At 73.0% G+C, this 21,387-nt stretch carries 14 protein-coding genes and 1 tRNA gene; 14 read left to right on the top strand and 1 reads right to left on the bottom strand.

Features of this window, described 5'->3' with window-relative positions; translation table 11 throughout:
• Positions 1–53 precede the first annotated feature (53 nt).
• The 11 genes from hisI to ABD220_RS04160 all read left to right on the top strand — a co-directional run bounded on the left by hisI (position 54) and on the right by ABD220_RS04160 (position 15,870).
• The gene (hisI, locus tag ABD220_RS04210; RefSeq protein ID WP_344120105.1) at positions 54–434 is read left to right on the top strand and encodes a phosphoribosyl-AMP cyclohydrolase; all 381 of its coding nucleotides are present in this window, start codon (positions 54–56) and stop codon (positions 432–434) included.
• A gap of 53 nt (positions 435–487) precedes the next feature.
• Positions 488–2,086 (top strand): anthranilate synthase component I, encoded by a 1,599-nt coding sequence (locus ABD220_RS04205; protein ID WP_344120104.1) that lies wholly within the window; start codon positions 488–490, stop codon positions 2,084–2,086.
• Positions 2,079–2,678, top strand: coding sequence for a Trp biosynthesis-associated membrane protein (locus tag ABD220_RS04200; RefSeq protein WP_344120102.1), 600 nt, complete (start codon positions 2,079–2,081; stop codon positions 2,676–2,678). Before ABD220_RS04205 ends, ABD220_RS04200 begins: the two co-directional genes overlap by 8 nt.
• Positions 2,679–2,883: 205 nt before the next feature.
• The gene (locus ABD220_RS04195; RefSeq protein WP_344120100.1) at positions 2,884–3,147 is read left to right on the top strand and encodes an HGxxPAAW family protein; all 264 of its coding nucleotides are present in this window, start codon (positions 2,884–2,886) and stop codon (positions 3,145–3,147) included.
• A 137-nt stretch (positions 3,148–3,284) separates the two neighbouring features.
• Entirely contained in the window at positions 3,285–5,411 is a 2,127-nt protein-coding gene (gene trpB, locus ABD220_RS04190; protein ID WP_344120098.1) for a tryptophan synthase subunit beta, read from the top strand.
• 59 nt (positions 5,412–5,470) lie between these two features.
• On the top strand, positions 5,471–6,262 hold the full coding sequence (gene trpA / locus ABD220_RS04185; RefSeq protein WP_344120328.1) for a tryptophan synthase subunit alpha: 792 nt from the start codon (positions 5,471–5,473) through the stop codon (positions 6,260–6,262).
• 77 nt (positions 6,263–6,339) lie between these two features.
• On the top strand, positions 6,340–7,230 hold the full coding sequence (gene lgt, locus ABD220_RS04180) for a prolipoprotein diacylglyceryl transferase (protein WP_344120096.1): 891 nt from the start codon (positions 6,340–6,342) through the stop codon (positions 7,228–7,230).
• A 307-nt stretch (positions 7,231–7,537) separates the two neighbouring features.
• Complete coding sequence (gene gltB / locus ABD220_RS04175; protein WP_344120094.1) at positions 7,538–12,208, top strand: glutamate synthase large subunit; 4,671 nt, start codon at positions 7,538–7,540, stop codon at positions 12,206–12,208.
• A complete protein-coding gene (locus ABD220_RS04170; RefSeq protein WP_344120093.1) occupies positions 12,201–13,664 on the top strand; it encodes a glutamate synthase subunit beta in 1,464 nt (487 codons plus the stop codon). The genes gltB and ABD220_RS04170 overlap by 8 nt, the downstream gene beginning before the upstream one ends.
• A gap of 254 nt (positions 13,665–13,918) precedes the next feature.
• A complete protein-coding gene (gene pyk, locus ABD220_RS04165) occupies positions 13,919–15,397 on the top strand; it encodes a pyruvate kinase (RefSeq protein ID WP_344120091.1) in 1,479 nt (492 codons plus the stop codon).
• Positions 15,398–15,411: 14 nt separating this feature from the next.
• Positions 15,412–15,870 carry a PaaI family thioesterase gene (locus ABD220_RS04160; protein ID WP_344120326.1) on the top strand — a complete coding sequence of 153 codons (459 nt, stop codon included), beginning with the start codon at positions 15,412–15,414 and terminating at the stop codon, positions 15,868–15,870.
• A 47-nt stretch (positions 15,871–15,917) separates the two neighbouring features.
• Here ABD220_RS04160 and ABD220_RS04155 read toward each other — a convergent pair.
• Positions 15,918–16,001, bottom strand: a tRNA-Leu gene (locus ABD220_RS04155).
• A 227-nt stretch (positions 16,002–16,228) separates the two neighbouring features.
• On the opposite strand from ABD220_RS04155, the gene ABD220_RS04150 reads away from it, so the two are divergent.
• From ABD220_RS04150 to ABD220_RS04140, 3 genes are all read left to right on the top strand, one after another.
• A complete protein-coding gene (locus ABD220_RS04150) occupies positions 16,229–16,831 on the top strand; it encodes an ANTAR domain-containing response regulator (RefSeq protein ID WP_344120325.1) in 603 nt (200 codons plus the stop codon).
• A gap of 85 nt (positions 16,832–16,916) precedes the next feature.
• The gene (gene polA / locus ABD220_RS04145; RefSeq protein WP_344120090.1) at positions 16,917–19,805 is read left to right on the top strand and encodes a DNA polymerase I; all 2,889 of its coding nucleotides are present in this window, start codon (positions 16,917–16,919) and stop codon (positions 19,803–19,805) included.
• Between the two features lie 62 nt (positions 19,806–19,867).
• The gene (locus tag ABD220_RS04140; RefSeq protein ID WP_344120089.1) at positions 19,868–21,280 is read left to right on the top strand and encodes a GNAT family N-acetyltransferase; all 1,413 of its coding nucleotides are present in this window, start codon (positions 19,868–19,870) and stop codon (positions 21,278–21,280) included.
• Positions 21,281–21,387 lie beyond the last annotated feature (107 nt).

Below are 21,387 nucleotides of genomic sequence, written 5' to 3'. Positions count from 1 at the left end.
GGGCGACGACCGGGGCGCCGGGCCGCCCGGCCAGGTCGATAGGATGGGTGGCGATGAGCGAGCAGACCCCCGACACCGGAACCGACGTCCTGGACCCCGCCGTGGCCCGGCGGCTCAAGCGCGACCCCGCGGGGCTCGTGGCCGCCGTGGTGCAGCAGCACGACACCAAGGAGGTGCTGATGCTGGGCTGGATGGACGACGAGGCCCTGCGCCGCACCCTCACGGAGGGCCGCGTCACGTTCTGGTCCCGCTCCCGCCAGGAGTACTGGCGCAAGGGCGACACGTCCGGGCACGTCCAGGCCGTGCACAGCGTGAGCCTCGACTGCGACGGCGACGCCCTGCTCGTCCAGGTCGACCAGACCGGCGCGGCCTGCCACACCGGCACCCGCAGCTGCTTCGACGGCCGCGACCTCGGCGCCGTCGCCGCCGTCTGACCCGCGACCCCCTCCGTCCTCCCGCCCGCCACCAGGAAGTCAGGTCGACACCCATGCAGGACCTGGGCAGCATCAGCCCCACGCTCGAGGAGTTCCGCGCGCTCGCGGCGGAGCGCCGCGTCATCCCCGTCCGCGTCAAGATCCTCGCGGACGCCATGACCCCGATCGGGCTCTACCGCGCGCTCGCCCTCGAGGACGGGGCCGCGCGGGCGGGCACGTTCCTCCTCGAGTCCGCCGCGGAGGGCGGGGTCTGGTCCCGCTACTCCTTCATCGGGGCGAACTCCCGGGCCACGCTCACCGCCCGGGACGGCGAGGCGCACTGGATCGGGCAGGCCCCGGCCGGCGCCCCCACCGGCGGCGACCCCGTCGAGGCGCTGCGGGACACCATGGCGCTGCTGCACACGGAACGCTTCGAGGACGTCCCCCCGCTGACCTCGGGGCTCGTGGGCTTCGTGGGCTGGGAGGCCGTGCGCCGCTGGGAGAAGCTCCCGCACCCGCCCCAGGACGACCTGCGCATCCCCGAGCTCGCCATGAACCTGGTCTCGGACGTCGCGATCCACGACAACACGGACGGCACCGTGATGCTCGTGGCCAACGCGATCAACTTCGACGACACCGACGAGCGCGTCGACGAGGCCTGGGCCGACGCCGTGGACCGGGTGCACGCGATGCTGGAGAAGCTCGCCCGGCCCCTCGCCCACGCCACGGTCTCGACGCTCACCGGCAGCGACGAGATCCGCGGGGACCTGGAGTCCAAGGTGGACCAGAGCTGGGACCGGGCCCTGTTCATGAACTCCATCGTGGAGGGCAAGAAGGCCATCGTGGACGGGGACATCTTCCAGGTGGTCGTCTCCCGGCGTTTCGAGACCGAGTGCACCGCGGACTCCCTCGACGTCTACCGCATGCTGCGCGCCATCAACCCCAGCCCGTACATGTACCTGTACAGCTTCGAGGACGCCGGCGGCCGCCCCTTCTCGATCGTGGGCTCGTCCCCGGAGGCGCTCGTCACCGTCACGGGTGAGCAAGCCGTGACCCACCCCATCGCGGGGTCCCGACCGCGCGGGCGCACCGTCGAGGAGGACCTCGCGCTGGAGCGGGACCTGCTCCAGGACGAGAAGGAGCGCTCCGAGCACCTCATGCTCGTGGACCTCGCCCGCAACGACATCTCCAAGATCGCCGTCCCGGGCTCCGTGGAGGTCACGGAGTTCATGGAGGTCGAGCGCTTCAGCCACATCATGCACCTGTGCTCCAACGTCGTCGGCCGGATGCGCCCGGACGCCACCGCCTACGACGTGCTCGCCGCGACGTTCCCCGCCGGCACTCTCTCGGGGGCGCCCAAGCCCAGGGCCCTGCGCCTGCTCGACGAGTACGAGCCGCTGCGCCGCGCCGTCTACGGCGGCGTGGTCGGCTACCTCGACTTCGCGGGGGACATGGACATGGCCATCGCCATCCGCACGGCGCTGCTCGTCGACGGCAAGGCCTACGTGCAGGCCGGTGGCGGGATCGTCGCGGACTCGGACCCCGAGACCGAGGCCCTCGAGTCCCTCAACAAGGCCACCGCCCCGCTGCGGGCGGTGCTGCTCGCCGAGCGGCTGCGCGCCCTGGACCTCGACCGGGTGGCCGTGCCGGAGCCGGGTGCCCGGCGTGCCTGAGGTCCGCAACCCCCGGCGGGCGGCGCTGACCCGGCGCCCCACGGTGGTGCTCGCCACGCTGGCCGCCGCCCTGGCCGTGTTCGCCTGCTCCGCCGCCACGTGGGTCTCCGCCACGGTGCAGACCACCCTGGAGCCCGTGACCGTGGACGTCGCCGGGTCCGACGCCGCGCCGGCCGTCACCGCGCTCGGACTCGTGGCGGCCGCCGGCGCGCTCACCACGGCGATCTCCGGGCGGGTGCTGCGCGCCGTGGTGGCCGTGGTGGTCCTGCTCGCCGGTCTGGGTGCCCTGGCGGCGTCCGTGGCGGTGCTGGCCGATCCGGCCGGCGCGGCGCAGACCGCCGTGGGCGAGGCCACCGGCATGATCAACGCCGGCGGCGCCTTCGCCGTCACCGTCTGGCCGTCCCTCGCGGCGGCCGCCTCGGCGCTCGTGGCGCTGTGCGGTGCCTGGGCCCTCGTGGTGGGCCGGTCCTGGACCGCGGCCCGGCGCTACGAGCGCTCCGGAGCGGACGGGCCCCCGGCCGGGGCGCCCCGCCCCGGCGACGAGATCGACTCTTGGGACGCCCTCACCGAGGGCCGCGACCCCACCGCCTGAGCGCCGCGCCCGCCCCGCGGGGCTGCCGGGCGGATTCCCGCCACGGCGGGGAACCGGACGCCGCGGAGCCCCGTGGGACGTGCGCGGGCCCGGCCCGAGGGGTGGCACAATGGGGCGGGACAGGATGTCAGCAACCGCTGCGCCCCGCCGGGGCCGCGCGAGCGGGGCCGGCCGGCTCCGGCAGGGAAATCGGGAGTGCAACAACATGGCAAACGAAAACGAGATCGTCCTCGACCACACCGGCTTCGTGGGGCACGGCAACACGCTGGCCGCGTGGGTGACCGTCGGCATCATGTCGGTGGGCGTCATCGTGGGCGTGGTGGGCTTCACGGTGGGCAGCAACGCCGTGCTGATCGCGGGCATCGTGCTGGTCGTCGTCGGACTCGTGGCCGGCGCGGTGCTCGGCAGGATGGGCCACGGCAGCGGCTCCGAGCAGCGCAAGCACGAGGCCCGCAACCACCAGGGCTGAGACCGGGCCGGCGCCGGCCGGCCCCGGGAGCGCGGACCGGGCGGTCCCCGGCGGGGACCGGCCACCGCCCCGTCCGGGCCGGGCCCGCACCCCCGAACGCACCAGGGCGGCCAGCGCCGTCGAGAGGACAGGAAACCATGTCGCAACAGAGCACCGGGACGGTCCTGGACGCCATCATCGAGGGCGTCCGGGCGGACCTGGCGGAGCGCCGCGAGCGCATCGGCCTCGACGAGCTCCGCCGGGCGGCCGCGCAGCGCCCGCCCGCCCTGGACGCCGAGACCGCCCTGCGGGGACCCGGCGAGGACGCCGTGCAGGTCATCGCCGAGGTCAAGCGCGCCAGCCCGTCCAAGGGTGCGCTGGCCCCGATCGACGACCCGGCGCGGCTGGCCGCGGCCTACGAGCACGGCGGGGCCTCGGTGATCTCCGTGCTGACCGAGCAGCGACGCTTCAACGGCTCCCTGGCCGACCTCGACGCCGTGCGCGGGGCCGTGGGAGTGCCCGTGCTGCGCAAGGACTTCACGGTCGACGAGTACCAGATCTGGGAGGCGCGGGCCCACGGGGCCGACCTCGTCCTGCTGATCGTCGCCGCCCTCTCCGACGACGAGCTGCGCCGCTTCCTCGAGCTGACCCACGAGCTGGGCATGCACGCCCTGGTGGAGACGCACACGCCCGAGGAGATCGAACGCGCGGTCGCCGTGGGCGCCCGCATCGTGGGCGTCAACGTCCGCAACCTGAAGACCCTCGACACCGACGTCGGGACCTTCGGCCGGCTCGCCGGGCTCCTGCCCCAGGACGCGGTGATCGTGGCCGAGTCCGGGGTCGAGGGCGAGGAGCAGGTCGCGCTCTACGCCTCGCACGGGGCCAAGGCCGTCCTGGTCGGCGAGGCGCTCGTGCGCAGCGCCGAGCCCGCCGCGACCATCGCGGGCTTCCGGGCGGCCGGAGCGGCCGCCCGGGCCCGGCGGCGCGTCCCCGAGCCGGAGGCGCAGGCCGTGGCCGCGGAGGCGTCCTCCCTGCGCGGAGCCCCCGGACCGTACTTCGGGGACTTCGGGGGCCGGTGGATGCCCGAGTCCCTCATCGCCGCCCTCGACGAGCTCACGGACGTGTTCGACAAGGCCAAGGCCGATCCTGAGTTCACCGCGGAGTTCCAGCGGCTCTCCCGCGACTACTCGAACCGGCCCTCCCTGCTGACGGAGGCCCAGCGCTTCGCCGCCGAGGCCGGGTGCCGGGTGTTCCTCAAGCGGGAGGACCTCAACCACACCGGCTCGCACAAGATCAACAACGTGCTCGGCCAGGCCCTGCTGGCGCGGCGGATGGGCAAGACCCGGCTGATCGCCGAGACCGGCGCCGGCCAGCACGGCGTGGCCTCGGCCACCGCGGCCGCCCTGTTCGGGATGGAGTGCGTGGTCTACATGGGCGAGGAGGACACCCGCCGGCAGGCCCTCAACGTCGCGCGGATGGAGCTGCTGGGCGCCACCGTGGTGCCCGTGACCAACGGCTCGCGCACGCTCAAGGACGCGATCAACGAGGCCCTGCGGGACTGGGTCGCCTCCGTCGAGCACACCCACTACCTGCTGGGCACCGCCGCGGGCCCGTACCCGTTCCCCGCGATGGTCCGCTACTTCCACGAGCAGATCGGCGAGGAGACGCGGGAGCAGGTCCTGGCGCAGGCCGGGCGCCTCCCGGACGCCGTCGCCGCCTGCGTGGGCGGCGGGTCGAACGCGATCGGCATCTTCCACGGCTTCCTCGACGACCCCTCGGTGGAGCTCTACGGCCTCGAGGCGGGCGGGGACGGCGTGCAGTCCGGGCGCCACGCCGCCACGATCTCGCTGGGCCGCCCCGGCGTGCTGCACGGGGCCCGCACCTACCTGATGCAGGACGAGGACGGGCAGACGCTCGAGTCCCACTCGATCTCCGCGGGCCTGGACTACCCGGCCGTGGGCCCCGAGCACTCCTACCTGCACGACATCGGGCGGGCGCGCTACGAGGCGATCACCGACTCGGAGGCGATGCAGGCCTTCCGGCTGCTGTGCCGCACCGAGGGCATCATCCCCGCCATCGAGACCTCCCACGCCCTGGCCGGGGCGCTGAAGATCGGCCGCCGCTGGACCGAGGAGCTCGGGCCGGAGGCGGCCGCCGAGAAGATCGTCGTGGTCTCCCTCTCGGGGCGCGGGGACAAGGACGTGGCGACCGCCGCGGAATGGTTCGGGATGCTCCCGGACGACAGCGCCGAGGCTGAGCTCGGCGAGAAGGGCGAGCGACTGTGAGCACCACCCGACACGAGACCACCGGGACCGACCTCGCCTCCCGCATCCTGCCGCCGGGACTGAGCGCCGGCTCCGGCTCGCGGCTCGCCGCGCGCATCGCCGAGTGCCGGGAGCAGGGCCGGCCGGCCCTGGTCGGCTACCTCCCCGCGGGCTTCCCGACCGTGGACGAGTCCATCGAGGCGGCCGTGGCCCTGGGCGCCAACGGCGCGGACGTCATCGAGATCGGCATCCCGTACTCGGACCCCGTCATGGACGGCCCGGTGATCCAGCACGCGACCACGACGGCGCTCGCCAACGGCTTCCGGGTGGCCGACGTGTTCCGCGTGGTCCGTGCCGTGGCCGAGCGCACCGACGCGGTGCCCGTGGTGATGACCTACTGGAACCCCGTCCTGCAGATGGGCGTCGACACGTTCGCCCGGCGCCTCGCCGAGGCGGGGGGAGCGGGGATCATCACCCCCGACCTGATCCCCGACGAGGCCGGGGAGTGGTTCGCCGCGTCCCAGGCCCACGGTCTGGACCGGATCTTCCTGGTGGCGCCCTCCTCCTCGCGGGAGCGGCTCGACCTCGTGGTCAGGGCCTCGAGCGGCTTCGTCTACGCGGTCTCCGTGATGGGCGTCACCGGGACCCGCGACGCCGTCTCCGACGTCGCCGAGCAGCTCGTCGCGGACACCCGCGCGGCCGGGGCCCAGCACGTGTGCGTGGGCCTGGGCGTCTCCCGCCGGGAGCACGTCGAGGAGATCGGGGCGTACGCCGACGGCGTCATCGTGGGCACCGCCCTCGTGCAGGTGCTGGCCGACGGCGGCCCCGAGGCCGTGGGCGCGCTGGCCCGGGAACTGGCCGGACGCGCCTGATAGCGTGACGGGGCGGTCCCGCCCCCCGCGGGCGTGGCCGCCCCGTCACGACCACCCACGAGCCGAGGCCCCACCGCATGCTGCTGAGCGCCGTTCCTCCCGTGCCCGCCCTGATGAGCGCCCCGCTCCGGCAGGGCCTGCCCTCCCCGGACTGGTCCGGTCTCTCGATCGGCCCGCTGACCGTGCACGCCTACGCCCTGTGCATCCTGGCGGGCATCGCGGCGGCGCTGTGGCTGACCACGCGCCGCTGGGCGGCCCGGGGGCTGGACCCGGAGATCGTGTGGGACATCGTGATGTGGGCCGTTCCCGCCGGGATCGTGGGCGCCCGCGTCTACCACGTGCTGATCACCGACCCGGCCGGCTACTTCGGCCCGGGCGCGGACCCCGTGGACGCCCTGCGGATCTGGGAGGGCGGCCTCGGGATCATGGGGGCCGTGGCGTTCGGCGCCCTCGCCGCGTGGTGGGTGTGCCGCCGGCACGGGGTCTCCCTGACCGTCTTCGCCGACGCCGCCGCGCCCGGGCTCCTGCTCGCGCAGGCGATCGGGCGCTGGGGCAACTGGTTCAACCAGGAGCTCTTCGGGCGGCCCACCACCCTGCCGTGGGGACTCGAGATCGACCCCGGCAGCGCCAACTTCCCGGCCGGGCTGCCTGCGGACACCCTCTTCCACCCCACGTTCCTCTACGAGTCCCTGTGGAACCTGCTCGGCGTGGTGCTGCTGCTGGCCCTTGACCGGCGGTTCCGCCTCGACGGCGGCCGGTTGTTCGCGCTCTACCTCATCCACTACGGCCTGGGGCGGATGCTCATCGAACTGTTCCTGCGGATCGACCCGTCGCTCATGGTGCTGGGCCAGCGCGTGCACGTGTGGACCGCCCTGGGGGTCGTGCTCCTGGGGGTGGCCCTGTTCGCGGCGGTGCTGATCCGTCGCCGCAGGGCCCGGGGCGCCGCCGTGGAGTCCTCGCACGCCTGATACCGCACCGGGGGGCCGGAACGAGGCCCGGTGCCGCAGAGTTTTCAGAGCTGTAACATGCGAGTGCTAGTTTTTACTGGCGCCTGACCGGCGGACGGGTGAACCACGTCGACCGCTCCGGCGCACGCCACGATCGTCCAGCGTCGGACATTCCTGGAACGGGGCCCTTCCGCCGCCCGGCACCTCCTCGGACACTGCTCGAGGACGCCGGCGGCAGCTCACGATCCGGCGGCACCTCCCGACCGGAGCCCTGCCCCCGGGGGGCCGCTCCTGTTGACCGCATCCCCATGGTGAGGAGACGTCTGCCATGACCTCTACCCCGGCCGGCACCCCCGGTGACAATTCCGCCCAGGACGGCACGGACCCGCGTCCGGCCGCTCCCGCCCCGACCGGGCAGGAGCAGGTGGAGTCCCCGTTCGAGCAGTTCTCCAGCGCGCCCCAGGAGCAGGGCCTCTACCACCCCGACGAGGAGAAGGACGCCTGCGGCCTCGCCGTGGTCGCGACCCTCAACGGCGCCCCGAGCCACGAGATCGTCGACGCCGCGCTGACGGCCCTGCGCAACCTCGAGCACCGCGGCGCCGTCGGCGGCGACGAGGGCACCGGCGACGGCGCCGGGCTGCTGACGCAGCTGCCGGACGCGTTCTTCCGGGCCGTGCTGGACTTCGAGCTGCCGCCCCTGGGCGGCTACGCCGTGGGCACCGCGTTCCTCCCGCACGGCGGAACGAACGCCGAGCAGGTCCAGGCCGCCCTCGAGGAGCTCGCGCGCTCCGAGGAGCTGCAGGTCCTCGGCTGGCGGCCGGTGCCGGTGGCCGAGTCCGTGGTGGGCCGGTCCGCGCTGGAGGTCATGCCGTACTTCGTGCAGCTCTTCGTGGCCGAGCCCACGCCGGCGCCCGAGGACGAGGCGGCCCGGCGGCGCCTGGACCAGAAGGCGTTCCGGCTGCGCAAGCGGGCCCAGAACCGCTCCGGCGTCTACTTCCCCTCGCTGTCCTCGCGCACGATCGTGTACAAGGGCATGCTGACCACCCAGCAGCTCGAGCCCTTCTACCCGGACCTGTCCGACGACCGGTTCACCACCGAGCTCGCGATCGTGCACTCCCGGTTCTCGACCAACACCTTCCCCTCGTGGCCGCTGGCCCAGCCCATGCGCACGCTGGCCCACAACGGTGAGATCAACACCGTCAAGGGCAACCGGAACTGGATGCGCGCCCGCCAGTCGCAGCTGAAGTCCCCGCTGCTGGGCCGCAACCCCGAGGAGCTGTTCCCGATCTGCTCGGAGGGCGCGTCCGACTCGCAGTCCCTGGACGAGGTCGCCGAGCTGCTCGTGCTCTCGGGGCGGCCGGTCACCCAGGCCATGATGATGATGATCCCGGAGGCCTGGGAGAACCACGAGACCATGGACCCCGCCCGCAAGGCGTTCTACCGCTACCACGCCTCCTTCATGGAGCCGTGGGACGGCCCGGCCGCGGTGGCCTTCACCGACGGCGTGCAGGTCGGGTCGCTGCTGGACCGCAACGGCCTGCGCCCCGGCCGGTTCTGGGTCACGGACGACGGCCTGGTCGTCTTCGCCTCCGAGGTCGGCGTCGTCGACGTCGGGGACCGCAAGATCGTGCGCAAGGGCCGCGTGTCCCCGGGCACGATGTTCCTGGTGGACACCGCCCAGGGCAGGATCGTCGAGGACGCCGAGATCAAGGCCCAGGTCGCCTCCGCCGCCCCGTGGGAGGAGTGGGCCGACAGCAACATCGTCGACATCCGGGAGCTGCCCGAGCGCGAGCACATGGTCCACCCGCGCTCCTCCATCACCCTGCGCCAGAAGACCTTCGGCTACACGCAGGAGGAGCTGAAGATGATCGTGGGGCCCATGGCGGCCAAGGGCGCCGAGCCGATCTACGCGATGGGCACCGACACCCCGATCGCCGTGCTCTCCGAGAAGTCCCGCACCCTGTTCGACTACTTCGTGCAGTCCTTCGCGCAGGTCACCAACCCGCCGCTGGACGCCATCCGCGAGGAGCTGGTCACCAGCCTGCGCGGGTCCGTCGGGCCGACCGGCAACCTGCTGACCACCGAGCGGGTACGCACCCGCCAGATCGTCGTGGACTTCCCGGTGATCGACAACGACCAGCTCGACCAGTTCCTGCACATCGAGGGCGAGGACGGGATGCCCGCGGCGCTGAAGGTCCGCGGCCTCTACCGCCCCGACGGCGGCGCGGAGTCCCTGCGCGCCCGGATCGCCGAGATCTGCGAGAAGGTCTCCGCGGCCGTGGCCCGCGGCGTGGAGTACGTCATCGTCTCGGACCGCGACTCCAACGGCGCGTGGGCACCCATCCCGTCGCTGCTGCTGACCTCCGCGGTGCACCACCACCTCCTGCGCTCGGCGACCCGCACCAAGGTGGGGCTGATCGTGGAGGCGGGCGACGTGCGCGAGGTCCACCACGTGGCGCTGCTCATCGGCTACGGCGCATCGGCCGTGAACCCGTACCTGGCGATGGAGTCCGCGGAGGAGCTGGTGCGCTCGGGCGACCTCACCGGGATCACCACCGAGCACGCGGTGCACAACCTGATCAAGGCCCTGGGCAAGGGCGTGCAGAAGATCATGTCCAAGATGGGCATCTCCACGGTCTCCTCCTACTGCGGCGCCCAGGTCTTCGAGGCGCTCGGCCTGTCGCGGGAGCTCGTGGACGACTACTTCACCGGCACCCACACCCAGATCGGCGGCATCGGCCTCGACGTCATCGCCGAGGAGACCGCCTCCCGCCACCGCCGGGCCTACCCCGAGGACGGCGTGACCGAGCCCTACCGGGACCTCGAGACGGGCGGCGAGTACGACTGGCGCCGGGACGGCCCGCCGCACCTGTTCAACCCCCAGACCGTCTTCCGGCTGCAGCACGCCACCCGCTCCGGCCGCTACGACATCTTCAAGTCCTACACGAAGCTCGTGGACGACCAGACGAAGAAGCTGCTGACCCTGCGCGGGCTGCTCGGCTTCTCCGCGGGCCGCAAGCCGGTGCCGCTCGAGGAGGTCGAGCCCGTGAGCTCGATCCTCAAGCGCTTCCAGACCGGGGCGATGAGCTACGGCTCCATCTCCCAGGAGGCGCACGAGACCCTCGCGATCGCCATGAACAAGCTCGGCGGCAAGTCCAACACCGGTGAGGGCGGGGAGGACGTCGACCGGCTGCTCGACCCGCAGCGGCGCTCGGCGATCAAGCAGGTCGCCTCCGGCCGCTTCGGCGTCACGAGCCTGTACCTCACCAACGCCGAGGACATCCAGATCAAGATGGCCCAGGGCGCCAAGCCCGGCGAGGGCGGCCAGCTCATGGCCCAGAAGCTGTACCCGTGGATCGCCCGCACGCGCCACTCCACCCCGGGCGTGTCCCTGATCTCGCCGCCGCCGCACCACGACATCTACTCGATCGAGGACCTGGCGCAGCTGATCTACGACCTCAAGCGCTCCAACCCGCAGGCCCGCGTGCACGTCAAGCTGGTCTCCGAGATCGGGATCGGCACCGTCGCCTCCGGCGTCACCAAGGCCAAGGCCGACGTGGTGCTCGTCTCGGGGCACGACGGCGGCACGGGCGCGGCCCCGCTGAACTCGCTCAAGCACGCCGGCGCCCCGTGGGAGCTCGGCCTCGCCGAGACCCAGCAGACGCTCATGCTCAACGGCCTGCGGGACCGCGTGGTCGTCCAGGCCGACGGGCAGATGAAGACCGGCCGCGACGTGATCATCGCGGCGCTGCTCGGCGCGGAGGAGTTCGGTTTCGCCACGGCCCCGCTGATCGTCGAGGGCTGCATCATGATGCGCAAGTGCCACCTGGACACCTGCCCCGTGGGCGTGGCCACCCAGAACCCGGAGCTGCGCCGGCGCTTCACCGGCAAGGCCGAGCACGTGGTGAACTTCTTCGAGTTCATCGCCGAGGAGGTCCGGGAGTACCTGGCCCAGCTCGGCTTCCGCTCGCTCGAGGAGGCCGTCGGGCACGCCGAGGTCCTCGAGACCAAGGACGCGATCGACCACTGGAAGGCGCACGGGCTCGACCTCTCGCCGATCCTGCACTCCACGGTGCTCGAGCACCGGGGCGCGGCGGTGCGCAACATGCGCGGCCAGGACCACGAGCTGGAGAAGCACTTCGACAACGAGCTCATCCGGCTCTCCGAGGCCGCCCTGGAGAAGCGGGAGCCCGTGCGGATCCAGCAGCCCATCATCAACACGGACCGCGCGGTCGGCACGATGCTCGGCCACGTGGTGACGCGGACGTTCGGCACCGACGTCCTCGCGCACGACACCATCGACGTGACGCTCATCGGCCAGGCCGGGCAGTCCCTCGGCGCGTTCCTCCCGCAGGGCATCACCCTGCGGCTCGAGGGCGACGCCAACGACTACAGCGGCAAGGGCCTCTCCGGCGGGCGGATCATCGTGCGCCCCGAGCGGGACGCGGTGTTCGAGGCCTCCGAGAACGTCATCGCGGGCAACGTGATCGGCTACGGCGCCACGAGCGGGGAGATCTTCCTGCGCGGCACCGTGGGCGAGCGGTTCCTGGTGCGCAACTCGGGCGCCACCGCGGTGGTCGAGGGCATCGGCGACCACGGCTGCGAGTACATGACCGGCGGCACCGCCCTGGTGCTCGGCCGCACCGGGCGCAACTTCGGCGCCGGCATGTCCGGCGGCGTCGCCTACGTCATCGACCTCGCCGCGACCTCGGTCAACAAGCAGGCCCGCGACAGCGGCGAGCTGCAGCTGCTGCCGCTGGACGAGGCCGACGCCGAGACCGTGCTGGCGCTCATCACGAAGCACGCCGAGGAGACCGGCTCCGAGCTCGCGGACCGGCTCCTCGCCGACCCCGTCGCCACGCTCGGGCGCTTCACCAAGGTCCTGCCGCGGGAGTACGCCGCCGTGCAGGGCATCCGCGAAGAGGCCCGGACCCGGGGGCAGGACCCCGACGGCGACACGGCCTGGCACAAGATCCTGGAGGTGACGACCCGTGGCTGATCCGCGCGGTTTTCTGAAGGTGACCGAGCGCGTCGACCGCCCCAAGCGGCCGGTGCCCGTCCGGATCATGGACTGGAAGGAGGTCCAGGAGGCCCAGGACCGGGGCGTCCTGCAGAAGCAGGCAGGCCGGTGCATGGACTGCGGGATCCCCTTCTGCCACGAGGGCTGCCCTCTCGGCAACCTGATCCCCGAGTGGAACGACCTCGTGTGGCGGGGCCTCGACGCCGAGGCGGTCGAGCGGATGCACGCCACCAACAACTTCCCGGAGTTCACCGGGCGGGTCTGCCCGGCGCCGTGCGAGTCCTCGTGCGTGCTCGGCATCAACCAGCCCGCGGTGACCATCAAGCAGATCGAGTACTCGATCGGCGAGATGGGCTTCGACGAGGGCGTCGTCAAGCCGTTCGTCCCGCAGCGCCTGGTCGGCAAGACCGTGGCGGTCGTGGGCTCCGGGCCCGGGGGCCTCGCGGTGGCCCAGCAGCTGACCCAGGCCGGGTTCACGGTGGCGGTCTACGAGCGCGACGACCGGATCGGCGGCCTGCTGCGCTACGGGATCCCCGACTTCAAGATGGAGAAGGAGGTCCTCGACCGGCGCCTCGACGTGATGCGCGCCGAGGGCACCCGCTTCCGTCCAGGGGTGGAGATCGGCAAGGACATCACCTGGGACCAGCTCAAGCGCCGCTACGACGCCGTGGTGGTCGCCACCGGCGCCACGCGCCCGCGGGACCTGCAGATCCCGGGCCGCGACCTCGACGGCGTCCACTTCGCGATGGACTACCTGGTGCAGGGCAACCGCGTGGTGGCCGGCGACGAGGTCGAGGACCAGATCTCCGCCGCGGGCAAGCACGTCATCGTCCTGGGGGGCGGCGACACCGGTTCCGACTGCATCGGCACCGCCAACCGCCAGGGCGCGGCGTCGATCACGTCCCTGGCGATCGGCCGCAAGCCGGCCGCGGACCGCTCCGACGCCGACCCGTGGCCCATGATGCCCAAGGTCTTCGAGATCTCGACCTCCCACGAGGAGGGCGGGGACCGCACGTACCTGGCCTCCACCGTGGAGTTCGTGGGGGAGGACGGGAAGCTCACCGGCCTGAAGGTCGCCGAGACCGAGTACCTGCCCGACGGGCGGCGCGCCCCGAAGGCCGGCACCGAGCGGGTGATCCCGGCCGACCTGGTCTTCCTGGCGCTGGGCTTCACCGGCAACGAGTCGGAGGACATCACCGAGCAGATCGGCGCCGAGCTGGACGGCCGGACCAACCTCGCCCGCGACGACCGGTACATGACCAACGTGGACGGCGTGTTCGCGTGCGGTGACGCCGGCCGCGGCCAGTCCCTGGTGGTCTGGGCGATCGCCGAGGGCCGCGCCTGCGCGGCCGCCGTCGAACGGTTCCTCATGGGCTCGACCCGCCTGCCGGAGCCGGTGGCCCCGACCGACCGGGCCATCGACCTCAGCCTGTAGGACGGCGCCACGGCGCGGGCGGCCCCCTTCCGCGAAGGGAGCGGCCCGCGCCGTCGCACGTCCGGGGCGGGGTGGCGACCCGGTCGCCTCGACACCGGCGACGGCGTTGATAGGCTGGGGACGACCTCCCGCCCCGGGGCGGAGCATCCAGGCAGTGCGGCCGGGAGCTGCGTCGCGTCCTGCGCGACGGAGCCCCCGGCCGCAGTGCTGTGCACGTCCTCCCCGGTGGCACCCCTCGACCCAAGGCGGCACACATGCGACGAGCGAAGATCGTGGCCACGATCGGCCCGGCCATCTCCTCGTACGAGAACCTCTCCCAGGCGATCCGGTCCGGGATGAACGTGGCCCGGCTCAACATGAGCCACGGCGACCACTCCGTGCACGACGCGTCCTACGAGAACCTGCGGCGGGCCTCGGCGGACGCCGGGCGGACGGTCGCGATCCTCGCGGACCTCCAGGGGCCGAAGATCCGGCTCGGCCGCTTCGCGGACGGCCCGCACGAGCTGCTCCCCGGCGACGAGTTCTCGATCACGATCGACGACGTCGAGGGCACCGCGCGGCTGTGCTCCACCACGCACAAGGGCCTGCCCGGCGACGTCAACGTGGGCGACCCGCTGCTCATCGACGACGGCCGGGTGGCCCTGCGCGCCACGGCCGTCTCCGACACCACCGTCACCACCGAGGTGGTCGTGGGCGGGCCGGTGTCCAACAACAAGGGCATCAACCTGCCCGGCGTGGCCGTGAACGTCCCGGCCCTGTCCGACAAGGACGAGGACGACCTGCGCTGGGCCCTGCACCGCGGCGTCGACCTGGTCGCGCTGTCCTTCGTGCGCGACGCCAAGGACATCGTGCGGGTGCACGAGATCATGGACGAGGAGGGCCGGCGGCTGCCGGTGATCGCCAAGATCGAGAAGCCGCAGGCGGTGGACTCCCTGCACGAGATCATCGACGCGTTCGACGGCATCATGGTGGCCCGCGGCGACCTCGGCGTGGAGCTGCCCCTGGAGCAGGTCCCGATCGTGCAGAAGCGCGCCATCGAGCTCGCCCGGCGCTGGGCCAAGCCCGTGATCGTGGCCACCCAGGTGCTCGAGTCGATGATCGACAACCCGCGTCCCACCCGGGCCGAGGCCTCCGACTGCGCCAACGCCGTGCTCGACGGTGCGGACGCGGTCATGCTCTCCGGGGAGACCTCGGTGGGCAAGTACCCGATCGAGACCATCGAGACCATGGCCCGCATCATCGAGGCCACCGAGTCCCAGGCGCTCGAGCGCGTCCCGGCCCTGGGCACGGAGCCGCGCACCCGCGGCGGCGCGGTGACCCGCGCGGCGGTGACCATCGCCCGGCAGCTCGACGTCAGCTACCTCTGCACCTTCACCCAGTCCGGGGACTCCGCCCGCCGGCTGTCCCGGCTGCGCCCGGCCCACCCGATCCTGGCCTTCACCCCGGAGCCCCTCGTCACCGCCCTGATGTCCCTGCTGTGGGGCGTGCAGCCCATCCAGGTGGCCAAGGTGGACCACACGGACGAGATGACCCGTCAGGTGGACCTCCACCTGCAGCAGCAGGGCCTCGCGGGCCGGGACGACCTCGTCGTGATCTGCGCCGGCTCGCCCCCCGGGGTCGCCGGCACCACCAACCTCGTCAAGGTGCACCGTGTGGGCGACGTCGCGGACGCCGGGGAGCTGCTCGGCGGGGAACAGCGGCGCGAGCGCGTGGGACCGTGGCGGGAGGGCTGACCGGCCCCGCGGGCATGACCCCCGAGGAGCACTCCCGGGACCTGCGCGAGCACGGCGTCCCCGAGGAGCTGCACGCCCACTTTCCCGGGCACGGGATGGGCGGGCTCGCCCGGGCGATGGGCATCCGGTTCACGGAGCTCACGCCCGGGCGCTCGGTCGCCACGATGCCGGTCGAGCCGAACACCCAGCCGGGCGGGATCCTGCACGGGGGAGCGCACTGCGTCCTCGCCGAGACCCTGGCCTCCACCGCGGCGAGCGTGCACGCCGGGCCGGGGCGGTACGCGGTGGGCGTCGACGTCAACGCCACCCACCAGCGCGGCGTCGCCTCCGGCACGGTCACCGGAACGTGCACGGCGCTGCACCTGGGAGCCACGCTGACCGTCCACGAGGTCGTGATGACCGACGACCGGGGCCGGCGGCTGTCCACGGCGCGGGTCACGAATTTGGTGCGGGAGCGGGGCACCGGGCACTGACGGCGCGGGGGAGGGACGAGAAACCCCGGACCACCGGTCCGGGGTGCTGGTGCCCAAGGTGGGACTCGAACCCACACTCCAGTGGAACCGCATTTTGAGTGCGGCGCGTCTGCCAATTCCGCCACTTGGGCCCGCGGTCGCGGTCCGCGCCGCCTCGGCAGGGCGGATCCTGCGCTCGCCCACTCTACAACAGTTATAGGCTGGGGCTGATCGGACCGAACGCGCGGCGCCGGGCAGCCGGGCGCCGCGGGCCCCACCGCCCGCGCGGCGCGGGCAACGACGCACCAGCAGCCAAGGAGTCAGCGTGACGGAGCAGCCGAAACCCTCCCCGGCGGAGGCCCCCGAGGCCCAGGACGACCTGCCCGCGGACGCGGGGGACAACGACCTGCGCCCGGCCCGCCGGGTGGTCGTCGCCGAGGACGAGACCCTGATCCGCCTGGACATCGTGGAGATGCTCCGGGACGCCGGCTACGACATCGTCGCGGAGGCCGACAACGGCCAGCGCGCGGTCGAGCTCGCCCGCGAGCTCCGCCCCGACCTCGTGCTCATGGACGTGAAGATGCCCGTCCTGGACGGGATCACCGCGGCGGAGCAGATCGCCTCGGACCGGATCGCCCCGGTGGTCCTGCTCACGGCCTTCAGCCAGCGGGAGCTCGTCGAGCGGGCCCGGGAGGCGGGGGCCATGGCCTACGTGGTCAAGCCGTTCACGGTGGACGACCTCGTGCCCGCGATCGAGATCGCGATCTCCCGGGCCGAGGAGATCGCCGCGCTCGAGCGCGAGGTCACGGACATGAAGGAGCAGTTCGCCACCCGCAAGCTCGTGGAGCGCGCCAAGTCGCTGTTGACCACCAAGATGGGGCTGACCGAGCCCGAGGCGTTCCGCTGGATCCAGAAGACCTCGATGGACCGGCGACTGTCCATGCGGGAGGTCGCCGAGGCCATCATCAACCAGGTCGCCTGAGCGCGCCCGCCGGCCGCGCCGGCTGACCCGCCCGGGCCCGGCGGAGCGCCCGCCCCGGTTCCCGCCCGGGCCCTAGGATGGGTCCGTGAGTGAAACGACGCAGCAGACGCAGACCGACACGAGCCCCGCGACCGCCGTGCGCACGGTGACCGTCGGGACCGACACCGACCACCCCGTCGACGTCGAGATCCCCCATCCGGTCTCCCGGCCCGACCGCAAGCTGCTGCTGGTCGACGGCCACTCCCTGGCCTTCCGCGCGTTCTTCGCGCTGTCCCGCGCCGCCGAGTACGGCGGCGGGCCGGCGTTCGTGACCTCCGACGGCCGGCACACCGAGGCCGTCTACGGCTTCGTGAACACGCTCGTGAAGCTGGTGCGGGAGCAGAAGCCCACGCACCTGGTGGTCTCCTTCGACCTCGAGGGCCCCACCCTGCGCTCCCAGGAGTACGAGGAGTACAAGGGCGGGCGCGACGAGACGCCGGAGGAGTTCCACGGGCAGATCCCGCAGATCCGCCGGATCCTCGACGCCCTGGGCGTGCCCGTGGTCACGGCCGAGGGCCACGAGGCCGACGACGTCCTGGCCACCCTCGCCCGCCGCGGCGCCGAGCAGGACTACGAGGTGCTCGTCTTCTCCGGGGACCGGGACGCCTTCCAGATGATCGACGAGCACGTCACCGTGGTCTACCCCGGGCGCACCCCCTCCGACCTCAAGCACATGGACGCCGCCGCCGTGGTGGACAAGTACAAGGTGCCGCCCCAGCACTACCCGGACCTCGCGGCCCTGACCGGCGAACAGGCCGACAACCTCCCGGGGATCCCCGGTGTGGGCGCCGGCTTCGCGGCCAAGTGGATCCTCGCCTACGGGGACGTCGACACGATCCTGGCGCACGCGGACCGCGTCAAGGGCAAGAAGGGCGAGGCGCTGCGCGAGCACCGCGCGGCGGTCGAGCGCAACCGGCGGCTCAACCGCCTGATCACCGACCTCGGGATCGAGCTCGACCTGGCCGACGCCGGTCTGCCCGTGCCCGACGCCCAGGCGGTGCAGGAGGTCTTCGACGACCTCGAGTTCGGCGACGGCCTGCGCAACCGGCTCTTCGATGCGTTCGGGCGCCCCGCGGAGGAGGCCGCCCCACCGGCAGACCTCGGCCTGGGGGACGTCGAGCGTCCCGGCACCGCCGAGGAGCTCGAGCGGTGGCTGGCCGGCGGACAGGGCCCCGTGGTGCTGCACGCGCTGCACCGCGACGACGACCCCGTGCTCCCGGGCGCCCGCGAGCTCTCCGGGGCGGTCCTCGCCCGGGGCGGCCACCAGCCGTCCGCGCTGTTCCTGGACCTCGCGGACGCGGACTCCGCGCTGGAGTCCGCGCTCGCCCGCTGGCTGGCCGACGCGGACCGGCCCAAGATCGTGGACGGGCTCAAGGAGGTCTGGAAGTCCCTCGCGGTGCGCGGCCTGCCGCTGGCCGGGGTCGTGGACGACCCCCAGCTCTCGGCCTACCTGCTGCAGCCGGCGCGGCGCAGCTACGAGCTCCCCGCCCTGCTCGAGGACCGCCTGGGCCTGGCGGTGGCGCCGGTCGCGGACGAATCCGGCGCCGAGGGGCAGCAGCAGCTCGCGCTCGACTCCGGGCCCTGGCCCGCCCCCGCGGTGCTGCGGCGGGAGGCGGAGCTGGCGGTGGCGACCGCCCAGCTCTCCGAGCACCTGCTGGAGAAGCTGGCGGAGACGCACCAGACCGCCCTGCTCACGGACCTCGAGCTGCCCCTGGCCGTGGTGCTGGGGCGGATGGAGCTCGCCGGGATCGCCGTGGACCCCGAGGGGGTCCAGGTCCTGCTCGACGACTTCGCCCGGGTGATCGAGCAGGCGCAGCAGGAGGCGCACGCCCAGATCGAGGCGCCCGTGAACCTCGGCTCCACCAAGCAGCTGCAGCAGGTGATGTTCGAGGAGCTGGGGCTGCCGAAGACCAAGAAGATCAAGTCCGGCTTCACCACCGACGCCGACGCCGTGGCGGAGCTGCTCACCCGCACCGATCCCGACTCCAAGGGGCACCGCTTCCTCGCCGGCCTGCTGGCCTACCGGGACGCCAACAAGCTGCGCCAGACCGTCGAGGGCCTGCAGAAGGCCATCGCCGAGGACGGCCGCGTGCACACCACCTACATGCAGAACGTCGCCGCCACCGGCCGGCTGTCCTCGACCAACCCGAACCTGCAGAACATCCCCGTGCGGACCGAGGAGGGCCGCCGCATCCGCGGGCTGTTCGTGGTCGGGCGGCCGGAGGCCGGACGGGCGTACGAGCAGCTGCTGACCGCCGACTACTCCCAGATCGAGATGCGCATCATGGCGCACCTGTCCGGGGACGAGGCGCTGATCGAGGCGTTCCGCAGCGGCGAGGACCTGCACCGCTTCGTGGGCTCGAAGATCTTCGGCGTGGCCCCGGAGGAGGTCAGCGCGGCCATGCGCTCCAAGGTCAAGGCCATGAGCTACGGGCTGGTGTACGGGCTGAGCTCCTTCGGGCTGTCCAAGCAGCTGCGGATCCCCGTGGACGAGGCCCGCACCCTGATGAGCGACTACTTCACCCGGTTCGGGGCGGTGCGCGACTACCTGCGCGGCGTCGTGGAGCAGGCCCGCGAGGACGGCTACACGGCCACGATCGACGGCCGCCGCCGCTACCTCCCGGACCTCTCCAGCGACAACCGGCAGCTGCGCTCCATGGCCGAGCGCGCCGCCCTCAACGCCCCCATCCAGGGATCGGCCGCGGACATCATCAAGAAGGCGATGCTCGGCGTGGACCGGCGCTTCGCCGACGAGGGGCTCGGCTCGCGGATGCTCCTGCAGGTCCACGACGAGCTCGTCGTGGAGGTCGTCCGCGGAGAGCGCGAGACCGTGGAGCGGGTGCTGCGCGAGGAGATGGGCGGCGCCGCCGAGCTGTCCGTCCCGCTGGAGGTCAACGTCGGCGCGGGCCGCTCCTGGCACGAGGCCGCCCACTGACCGGTCGGCCCGGCGCCCCGGCCGGCCCGCCCCCCGACCCCACCGCGAACGAGGAGCCCACCATGGACCCCCAGCACGACGCTCCGGCGACACCGTCCACCCCCGGCACCGTGACCGAGTCCTACTCGGCCGGCGGGCACGACTACACGTTCGCGGAGTTCGGGGTGGGCCCCGGCGGCGTCGCGGCCAACCCGGCGGCCGTGGAGTGGGTGCGGGCCATCCGGCAGGGCTTCCACCAGGCGGAGCCGACCGACGAGACCCTCGAGCGCACCCTGTCCTGGATGCACGCCGAGCGGGTGCGGCTGCGGGCGGCGTACCCCCACGCCGTGCCGGAGGCGGCGCTGCCCACCCGGCGGCCCGTGGCCACGTTCACCTCCTGGGAGGGCTCGCTCAACGCGGGCCGCGGCCGGCTGCTGCGCGCCCGGCTGATCTCCGAGGTCACCGTCCGGCCCACCCACAGCCGCCGCGGGCTGCTGCGCCGGCTGATGACGGGGGAGCTGGACCGCGCCCGGCGGGACGGCTACCCCGTGGCGCTGCTGACCGCGACCGAGGCCACCATCTACGGCCGGTTCGGCTTCGGGGCGGCCACGTTCAACCGCGAGGTCACCGTGGACGCCACCACCCGCCTGCAGCTCAAGGCGCCCACCGTGGGCAGCGTGGAGATGGCCGACGGCGAGGCTGTGCGCCGGCTCGCCCCCGTGCTCTTCCAGCGCTTCCACGAGAGCTCGCACGGATCGGTGAGCCGGGTGGCCTACCACTGGCCCGAGTACACGGGGGAGTACGCGATCACCCCGCAGAAGGCGGACCCCGAGGTGCGCTGCGCCGTGCACTACGACGACGCGATGCGCCCGGACGGCTACGTGACCTACCGCTTCGAGCCCAACACCTCCTACCCCCTGACCCTGACGGTGCTCGACCTCGTGGGCGCGTCCCCGGACGTGTCCATCGCCCTGTGGGAGTTCGTGACCTCCCTGGACCTCGTGGACCAGGTCCGCTTCGGCCGCGCCCCCGTGGAGGACCCGCTCGTGTGGGCGATGGCGGACCGCGCCAAGTACCGCGTCACCGCGGAGTCCGACAAGGTGTGGGTGCGGGTCCTGGACCCCGCCGCGGCGCTGGTGGCCCGCCCGTACACCTTCCGCGGGCGGATCGTGATCTCCCTCGTGGACCCGCTGGGCTACGCCGACGGCGTCTGGGCGCTGGACACCACCGGGGGCTCGCCCGTCGTCGAGCGGCTGCGCGACCGGCCCCGCACCGCCGACGACGAAGCCGGGCGCTCGGTCCCCGCCGTGGAGCTGCCCGCCGGGGCCGACGTGGCGATGCGGGTGGACGTGCTGGGGTCCCTGTACCTCGGGGCGGTGAAGGCCAGCACCCTCGCGCAGGCCGGGCTGATCGTGGCCCGGGACGAGGAGGCGCTGCGGGACCTGCAGGACTTCATGGAGACCCCGACCGCCCCGTACGGCGTCACGCAGTTCTGAGCCGCGGCGGCGGGGCGGGTCGCGTGTTGCGCCGGTTTTCCTCCGTCCGTAGACTGAGCCGGTGCGTGCTCTGCACGTGCCCTGTCCAGCAATCCTTCGGAACGGCC

Origin of the sequence: Kocuria aegyptia, assembly GCF_039530085.1 — a bacterium.
Classification (GTDB): Bacteria; Actinomycetota; Actinomycetes; order Actinomycetales; family Micrococcaceae; genus Kocuria; species Kocuria aegyptia.
The sequence above is the reverse complement of the archived record's forward strand: the minus strand, read 5'-3'. Positions and strand labels throughout refer to the sequence as shown.